At 38.4% G+C, this 7788-nt stretch carries 9 protein-coding genes; 2 read left to right on the top strand and 7 right to left on the bottom strand.

The window, feature by feature from the left end; genetic code table 11:
• The 3 genes from FTU13_RS17150 to mobQ all read right to left on the bottom strand — a co-directional run.
• A partial coding sequence (locus FTU13_RS17150) for a RepB family plasmid replication initiator protein (RefSeq protein WP_180161136.1) occupies positions 1 to 127 on the bottom strand: 127 nt, incomplete at its 3' end.
• A 202-nt stretch (positions 128 to 329) separates the two neighbouring features.
• Positions 330 to 563, bottom strand: a complete 234-nt coding sequence (locus FTU13_RS17145) for a hypothetical protein (RefSeq protein WP_068553069.1) — start codon at positions 561 to 563, stop codon at positions 330 to 332.
• A gap of 101 nt (positions 564 to 664) precedes the next feature.
• Positions 665 to 2101, bottom strand: a complete 1437-nt coding sequence (mobQ, locus tag FTU13_RS17140) for a MobQ family relaxase (RefSeq protein WP_107111964.1) — start codon at positions 2099 to 2101, stop codon at positions 665 to 667.
• Between the two features lie 208 nt (positions 2102 to 2309).
• On the opposite strand from mobQ, the gene FTU13_RS17135 reads away from it, so the two are divergent.
• Both FTU13_RS17135 and FTU13_RS17130 read left to right on the top strand, forming a co-directional pair.
• Positions 2310 to 2576, top strand: coding sequence for a mobilization protein (locus FTU13_RS17135; RefSeq protein ID WP_088749624.1), 267 nt, complete (start codon positions 2310 to 2312; stop codon positions 2574 to 2576).
• 17 nt (positions 2577 to 2593) lie between these two features.
• Positions 2594 to 3025, top strand: coding sequence for a hypothetical protein (locus tag FTU13_RS17130; protein ID WP_039090891.1), 432 nt, complete (start codon positions 2594 to 2596; stop codon positions 3023 to 3025).
• A 138-nt stretch (positions 3026 to 3163) separates the two neighbouring features.
• Here the strand turns inward: FTU13_RS17130 and FTU13_RS17125 are convergent, their stop codons facing one another.
• The 4 genes from FTU13_RS17125 to repM form a co-directional block, all read right to left on the bottom strand.
• Complete coding sequence (locus FTU13_RS17125; RefSeq protein WP_000155092.1) at positions 3164 to 4048, bottom strand: Mph(E) family macrolide 2'-phosphotransferase; 885 nt, start codon at positions 4046 to 4048, stop codon at positions 3164 to 3166.
• Between the two features lie 55 nt (positions 4049 to 4103).
• On the bottom strand, positions 4104 to 5579 hold the full coding sequence (gene msr(E) / locus FTU13_RS17120; protein WP_000052512.1) for an ABC-F type ribosomal protection protein Msr(E): 1476 nt from the start codon (positions 5577 to 5579) through the stop codon (positions 4104 to 4106).
• Between the two features lie 670 nt (positions 5580 to 6249).
• The gene (locus tag FTU13_RS17115; protein ID WP_004896925.1) at positions 6250 to 6792 is read right to left on the bottom strand and encodes a plasmid replication DNA-binding protein; all 543 of its coding nucleotides are present in this window, start codon (positions 6790 to 6792) and stop codon (positions 6250 to 6252) included.
• A gap of 66 nt (positions 6793 to 6858) precedes the next feature.
• Positions 6859 to 7788 carry a replication initiation protein RepM gene (repM, locus tag FTU13_RS17110; protein WP_068553070.1) on the bottom strand — a complete coding sequence of 310 codons (930 nt, stop codon included), beginning with the start codon at positions 7786 to 7788 and terminating at the stop codon, positions 6859 to 6861.

Below are 7788 nucleotides of genomic sequence, written 5' to 3'. Positions count from 1 at the left end.
CATTTATCCCTTTACCCGATTCCCTTGCTTCAACAATAGCTAGGAGAATTAACCTCTGTTCAACTAGATCGAGGTTATAACTGGCATTGATTAAGGCGTTATCTTTAACAACTAGTTCTGTTTTCATATGAAAAGATTATATTTTTAATTCAATAAGACGAGGTTATATAATTATCTCGCTTAATGCAAGGTAAACCTCGTTTTAATGCAAGGTAAACCTCGTTTTAATGCAAGGTAAACCTCGTTTTAATGCAAGGTAAACCTCGTTTTAATATCTCTAGAACCATTATGAATAAAGGATTACAGCTTAATTAAAAGCATTTAAAAGCTTAAAAATAATTAAAAGCCCAGGGAGTAAAAAATTGCCCTTGGTTTTCGCTTCGCTCAAACTCTATTGAATCTCGCTTTCGCTCGATTCGTCGGGGCAATTTTTGGTTCATATTTTCGTGAATTTGAGAAAAAGCAAAAGCAAGATCAAAAGCAGCTCGGAATTCGCTTCGCTCATGAGCTTTTTTTCTCGCTACGCTCGGTTTAGGAATCAAATTTGGAAAGTTCGCACCCATTCGGGATGCTCTGTAAAGCAGGTGATTGATGGATAGGGAGCTTGTAATCAGGGAAAGGGATGGGCAAATTTTCTCAGTTCGCTCGTAGACACTCGCTCTGTTTAGCGACTCATGCCACGAGATTTCATTTTAGGCGCATGTTGCTGTGCTTTGAGCTGTTGTTCCTGTCTGAGTTTCATCTGTTGTTCTGCTTTGATCTCATCCACACATTTTTTAATGACTTGATAGGATGGGTATAGAGTCTGGTATTGCTTGGCTTTGGCTGGATGTTGTTGTTGGTACTGCTTCCAGGCATGTTCTTTGAATTTGTCATTTTCCAATAAATCCTTCACACCATGTTTTTTCTGGTGTTCATGCTGACCTTTCAGCTTTTTGTGCTCCTGGTAAATCGCATCACGTTGGGCTTCCCAGGCTTTTTTTCCAAACAGTAAGGGTTTGTTCTGAGTTAATTCGTTGTGTTGATCGACCAGGCTTTGCAATTTGTCATGACTTTGCTTGAGTCCGCTTTTCACGATCTCCTGGGCAAGCTGCTGATTGAACTCATTTTGATGTTTGTGGTGCTTGGTCAGGGTTATTTCGGCTTGTTTGAGATTACGCTGCATGAAATCCAGGTCTAGATTCGCGTCTTTTGCGCTGATTTCGCGTTTTAGCACTTTGCCAAGGGTTTCCCTCTGTTTTTCCTCAAACAGGGCTTTTTCGTCAATTGGTGGCGTTTTAGCGCTATTTTTGATTTGGATCTGCTGTTCTGTTTTCAGTGTGCTGAGTTTGATCTCATTTTCAGCAATCAGCAGATCCATATTTTTGCTGTATTGCAGCTGAGCCTGATTTCTCTGTTTGATTTCGTCATTGCTTCGGCTGATTTCGGTCTCAATCCCTTTTCGGCGCAGTTCGGTGACTTTCGGCCCTTCGTGCAGCGTGGCTTCTAAACCATTCTCCTGGTCTTTGTAGCTGCGGTGGTCGACTCGGGCAGTGTATCCAGCCAGATCCAGGTGCATATTGCAGATATCGGCAAAGTGTTCGCGCCAGTGTTCGATTTCTCCACTGTGTTTCTGATCCAGTTCCCGGGTTTTCTCGGTGAAGCCTTCCTGAGTAAGTTTGCGTGTGCTCATCAGGATATGCGCGTGATAATTGCGTTCATCACTACCAGATCCAGTATGCGGTGCATGAATACAGGCATCGACGGCTACCTGGTGTCTGTCCACGATACTGGCGCATAGCTCTTCGAGCATGGCCAGGCGTTGTTCCTGATTTAATTCACTTGGAAAAGCGATTTCAAATTCTCGGGCAACTGTCGAGTTTTTTCGGGTTTCCCGTTGTTCAACTTCGTTCCAGAGTCTTTCCCGGTTTTTTAAATGTTCTGGTGCGCCTTCGGGTAAATAAATTTCTTTATATTCCACACCTGTTTTTCGGCTGTAATCATGTTCTCGGCCCTCACGTTCACAATAGATCTTTTCACCTGCCCGATAGGCAATCGCAGCAGTAGCGGAACGCCCTGCTGATCGTGCTACGGTTTTGACTGAAAAGTGGTAAATCGCCATGCCTATTTTCGCTTTTAAATTTTCACGTAGTGAAGTACAACCGTGGATACGGTTGTCGGGGTATTGGGGAGACCCCAATCGTACTTGCAAACGAAGTTTGCATAAGTGCGCTCTTCGAGGAAAACATTACTATACATATAGCACCTTGAATGCATATTCAAGTGCGCTTATGTTAGGGATGGTTTCCCAGGATGATGGTATTGGATTAATGAGCGTTACTGAAACACTAGACAGCAAAATCAAAGCACAGGAAGAAAAGCTAAAGCAGTTAAAGGCTCAAAGACAGGCAGCACTGGCAAGAGAACGTGCTAAAGAGAAAGAACAAGCTCGAAAGGATGATACCAGACGCAAAATTTTAATTGGATCCTGTATGCTAAAGATCACTGAAGATGATGAACAAGCCAGAGCTAAATTAATTGCTCAGATGGATAAGTATTTAACAGATGAGCGTGACCGAAAGCTTTTTAATTTATAAATTTTGAGGGATAAGTAGTGGAAGATCCAACACTTAATAAGTTAATACGTAATACAGAATTATTCTTCGAACATCACTGGAATGTAGACCTATTAGGAAAGCCTCCTGAATGGTCACCAGTACATTTTAATTTTGGAAAAATTCCTAATTACGATAAACAAGGTGTATATGCGTTTGTCAAAGGGGATTTAGTGACTTATATCGGTGTTGGGACTTCTAGAGGTGCTGGCCGTTATCGTGGTAATGGCTTAAGCGCCAGGGTAATGAAATATTGCCGATGGAATGAAGATAAAACTGAATATATTGCGATAGATCCAAGACTGAAAGATGCTGGATCCATCATTACAATAGGCTTTGAGCGTGATACGGCTTATTTAGCAAATGCCCTAGAAGTTTTTCTTATCTCTAAAATCCAACCTGTCCACAATGTGGTTAAAGTTGGTATGTAATTTCGCATAAGAAATTTTATGTTAAATGATTGTTAGAAATGCCCCTTGATCGAGGCATTTTCTATAAAGAATACTAAAAACTAATTAAAGCCAACCAAGTTTCAAAACAAGGCAGTTCTCAGCAATCATATTTTTAAATTATATAACTCCCAACTGAGCTTTTGCTCCAACGATAAGGCTTTCATTTTGAGTTTCTAAGGCAAATAAACCATACATCAAAGGAGAGGCCGCTGCTCTTTCTAAAGTCTGTTCATATAGTTTATTCCAAACTTTACCCCCTAGTTTTTCATACTCGATGATTAGAGTTTTGAGGCTTTCTTCTCCAAACAAAGTTACATGCCCAGCAAAATCAATCGCTGGGTCATCTATATGGGCTGTTGACCAATCAATAACGCCTGAAACAGCTCCATCCTTTGAAGCTAGTACATGCCCAGCATATAAATCGCCATGTATAAATTGGGTGAAATCTGCCCATAGAACATCATTATCCAACCATTTTCTGTAGCGGGTTTCCAATTGCTCACTTATACCAATTTCAGATTTTACTAACTGCAAATTGTTTGCTATTTCAGGTCTTAAATCTGAAGGTTTCATAATTTTCAAATCATTTTCCCGAACTTCTTTTTCAGGAATACTATGGATTTCAAATAAGGTTTTTGCCAAAGATGTTATGTATTTCGGGCTATCTTTGTCCATATTCCAAATTATTTCATAGGTTTCAGCATCCAAATTTAAAACAGGATTATCTTTAAGTATGGGATAAGCCACTAATTCTGTAGATGAAATTCTCCAATCAGGAACCTCTACAGAAAGATGTTTTTTTACCAATTCTAAAATGCGTTTTTCTTTCTTGATTTGTTCCCTCATGCCATCACGACGAGGAATACGCAGCAACCATTGTTGCCCCTTTGTATCAAGAGCAAAAACGACCTTAAAATCAATGCCCATTTCATTGAAATTCATTTTGTCCGTAAGCAACAAGCCGTGTGCTTCAGCAAGTGATTGAATATCTTGAATTGTCATTTTTAATTTCCTTTAAAGAGTTCAATAATTAATGTTCGGATTAGATTGGCTATCATTAACAATCTCTCTCAAAAGTCTTGATGATTTTGTGGTCTTTGATCTCGTAGATAATGTCAGCAATATTATCGACCAATTGCTTGTCATGAGATACGAAGATAATAGTTCCTGCATAGGACTTCATCATTGTTTCTAATGCGGCAATACTTTTTAGGTCAAGATAGTTTCCTGGTTCATCCATAAGCAAAATATTATATTTTCCTAAAAGCATTTTGGATAAAAGCAGTTTGATGATTTCACCTCCCGATAAGTCGGATAAGTTTTTTTGAATATCATTCGCTCCGATCCCCATTGAAGCCAATACTGCACGAATTTCCGCAACTGTGTACTCGCACTCTTCCTGCATAAAGGAGAGCACAGATTTATGCGTGTTAAATTTATATCCTGTTTGTGTAAAGTAGCCAATTTCAGCTTTTGGAGATATGGTTAATCCATCAGCACGTTCTGATATCATTTTTAACAAGGACGTTTTCCCTGTTCCATTCGATCCAGTTATAGCGACTTTAGCGCCAAGCGGTATTATAAAGTTAGCGTCATCAAAGATAGTACGGCTACCAAATTTTAAGCTCAGACCATCTGCCGTAATCGGGAACTTATTGTGCAGTTCTAGGGCTGAACTTTGACGAAAACGAATAGAACGCAAATGCTCTGGTGCTTGAATATCTTCTAATGCAGCCAAACGCTTTTCCATACTCTTAGCTGCCTGATACAGTTTTCTTTGCTTGGTGCCAGTCATTTTTGCATGCCCAAGTCGTCCAGCACTTTCGGTAGAGTTTTTGGATTTTTCTCCTTTTTTCTTATTGTCTAATCGATTAGCTTGCTGGCGTTTTTCTTGCACAGCAGATTCTAATCGCTCCCGTTCCTTCATCATCAGCTCATATTCTACGGCTTGGTGTTGTCGCTCTTCTTCTTTTTGACGCAAGTAATCCGAGTAACCACCCCAATATTCCGTAATTTTACCGTCTTTTAACTCCCATATCTTGTCTACAACCATATCAAGAAAATATCGGTCATGACTGATAACAAGTAATGCTCCATCAAATGCTTTAAGTTGACCAATAAGTAGATCTATTCCATTGAGATCAAGGTGGCTGGTTGGTTCATCCGCTAGAATGCCATGTACTTGTTGGGAAAATGCGGCAGCAATTTTTGCACGAGTTTCCTCTCCGCCACTCATTGTGTCGTTTTGTACATTGGAAACACCAAGGCGAGATAACATTGCCCGGTCTTCGACCGTTTCTATTTCGATTCCGCCCAGTTGGCTGATATGTGCAAAATCACCAAAACGCTGTAATGTCGCTTCGGCTAAAACAATTTCGCCATTAAGTACTTTGAGTAAACTACTCTTTCCTGCTCCGTTATCACCCACAAGACCAATACGGTCATAAGAGTGAATTTCCAATTCATCAATATCCAAAACATCACGCCCAGCATAATCCAAGCGTATGTTTCTCGCTTTAATAATTAAACTCATTTTTATTTACTCCTGTTTAGCTCTTGAAATTTTTTATGCAGCAAACAGGATTTAGGTGAAAACAAAAGCTAGCATCACAGTGTCCTCCCAAAAAAAAAGCTATTCATCCACAGGGTGGACAAATAGCTAGTCAATTAAGTTATAACTGGAAACTATGCACTAAAAGCATACTTATAAATTAAGCATACTTTTACTTTATATATCCGCATATATTCTTAAAGACACAACAAAAGCCCACCATTATAAAATAGTGTCACTATGCAAATAGTTGTGTCTTAACGAATGCGGATAGAATGCATAAACTTACCTAAAAAATAAAATTCAGTTTTATGATAACTTTACTGTTAAAAGAAGTCTAGACAACCTTGTTTTATGCTTGGATATAAGGCTTATTTTAAAATAATAGTAGTGAAGATTTTCTAAAATTAACATAATACACCTTATACGAAATGCTTGATATTTCTCTTTAAATATCATTATATTAACGTAAGCCGTTCTGGAGTATAGGGCACCAGAACGGCTTTTTATTGATTATTCATGTTCCACGATCACTAATTGAGCGATGTTCCACGGTTTTATTCAGTTTTAATAAACATCATCCGGTTTTTTGAGGAGTCATTATTTCAAGTGCTTGCACTGAAATTGGCTCTTCAAAAAACTGGAGTCTTGGCTAACCATATGGAAGGAAAAAGCGGCTTAGGAAGCCTCTCTTCTTCTGTTCTGGTTCAACATGCTCCGGGATAGGAATACGCTTATTGTCTTGCTGAGGAGTAGTCAATTCGTCATAGTTCGTTGCTAGTTCCGACCGAGGATCCGTTGCTATATCCTGTTTAAAGCTCTGATCGGTAAAGGTAGTCATATTGGCTTTTGGTGCTTCTAGTAAGCGCTGCATAGCTTCAATCTGTTCTTGATAAAACGATTCACGTTCTAAAGATTGATTTTCTCTCTGTATTGCCTGATTTAATTGTTTTTCCAGTATGTCAACTTGACGTTTTAGTAAGTCAACTTCTGTCAAGTTTTGACTGTTAATTGATTGACTTTGATTGACTGTATCCTCTTTTTTTTGTGGTTCCCCAAAAACTCTTAGGGCCTCTGAAAAGTCAATTAATCCATCAGATCCTTTAGATAAATTTCCTTTGTTTATATGTGCATATATGGCTTGTCTTGAATATCCATAAAGCTTAGCTAACTCTGAAACTGACAGTTTTTTCATTATGTAAACCAGTTTTCAACTTGTGTTAATACCTGACTGTTAACTTAACAATTTCAATTAACAATGTCATTGAAATCCTAATTTTCTGAGTAAAGGAAGTAATTCCTTAAATTTCTCTGCATCTTGCAGCATGGCAGCTATACGTACAGCAAACTGCTGATAGCTTTCTGTGCCTTGTGAATATTTACTCATCTCAGGAAGCTCTGAGAGCTTGTTGGCGAATAGATGGCGTTGTTTATCTGTTATTTTTGAAAAGAGGTCTAATGTATTCGGATCTCTTTTAGATTCGACTGAATGCGTGGCTGATTTTTTCTGTTTAAAGCTAAATGAAAAACCAGTAATAGATCTACCTGTTTTATGCTGTTCAACTTTGACAATAATATCGGTATGTTCATTTACTTGTTTTAATGCAATGTCTAAAACATATTTTTTAAAATCATACATTCGTTTGTATTCAGTCTCGAGTACACCTATTTTTTGTCTAAAATCATACATAGTTATGAGAGGCGTTTTTCCAGTACTACGCCATGCAATCAATATTTCATATAAACGAACAGCATAAGCACTTGTTAAATTACTTATTTGTTGTATTTCATACTTTGTAAATTGTTCTTCTAACCTAGTAATTAAAGGCACAATAGCAGGGGCAAAAATAAGTCTAACGACAGCTTCATTATCAATATAAGCCACCTCGCTCACCCATCTTGATTTGTGATTAATAGTGTTACCTTTTTCACTAAGACTCTGATAACTGAATTGTCTTGCAAACAAGTCATCGCAAGCATCTTTTAACGCCTGATAAGCCGTATTTCGATGTACACCAAACTGATTAATATAACTTTCAGCATGAACTGTTAGTGGATCATTAGCATTTATCCCTTTACCCGATTCCCTTGCTTCAACAATAGCTAGGAGAATTAACCTCTGTTCAACTAGATCGAGGTTATAACTGGCATTGATTAAGGCGTTATCTTTAACAACTAGTTCTGTTTTCAT

Source organism: Acinetobacter sp. YH12064, assembly GCF_013419735.1.
Classification (GTDB): Bacteria; Pseudomonadota; Gammaproteobacteria; order Pseudomonadales; family Moraxellaceae; genus Acinetobacter; species Acinetobacter amyesii.
This window is presented reverse-complemented; position numbering and strand designations above follow the sequence as displayed.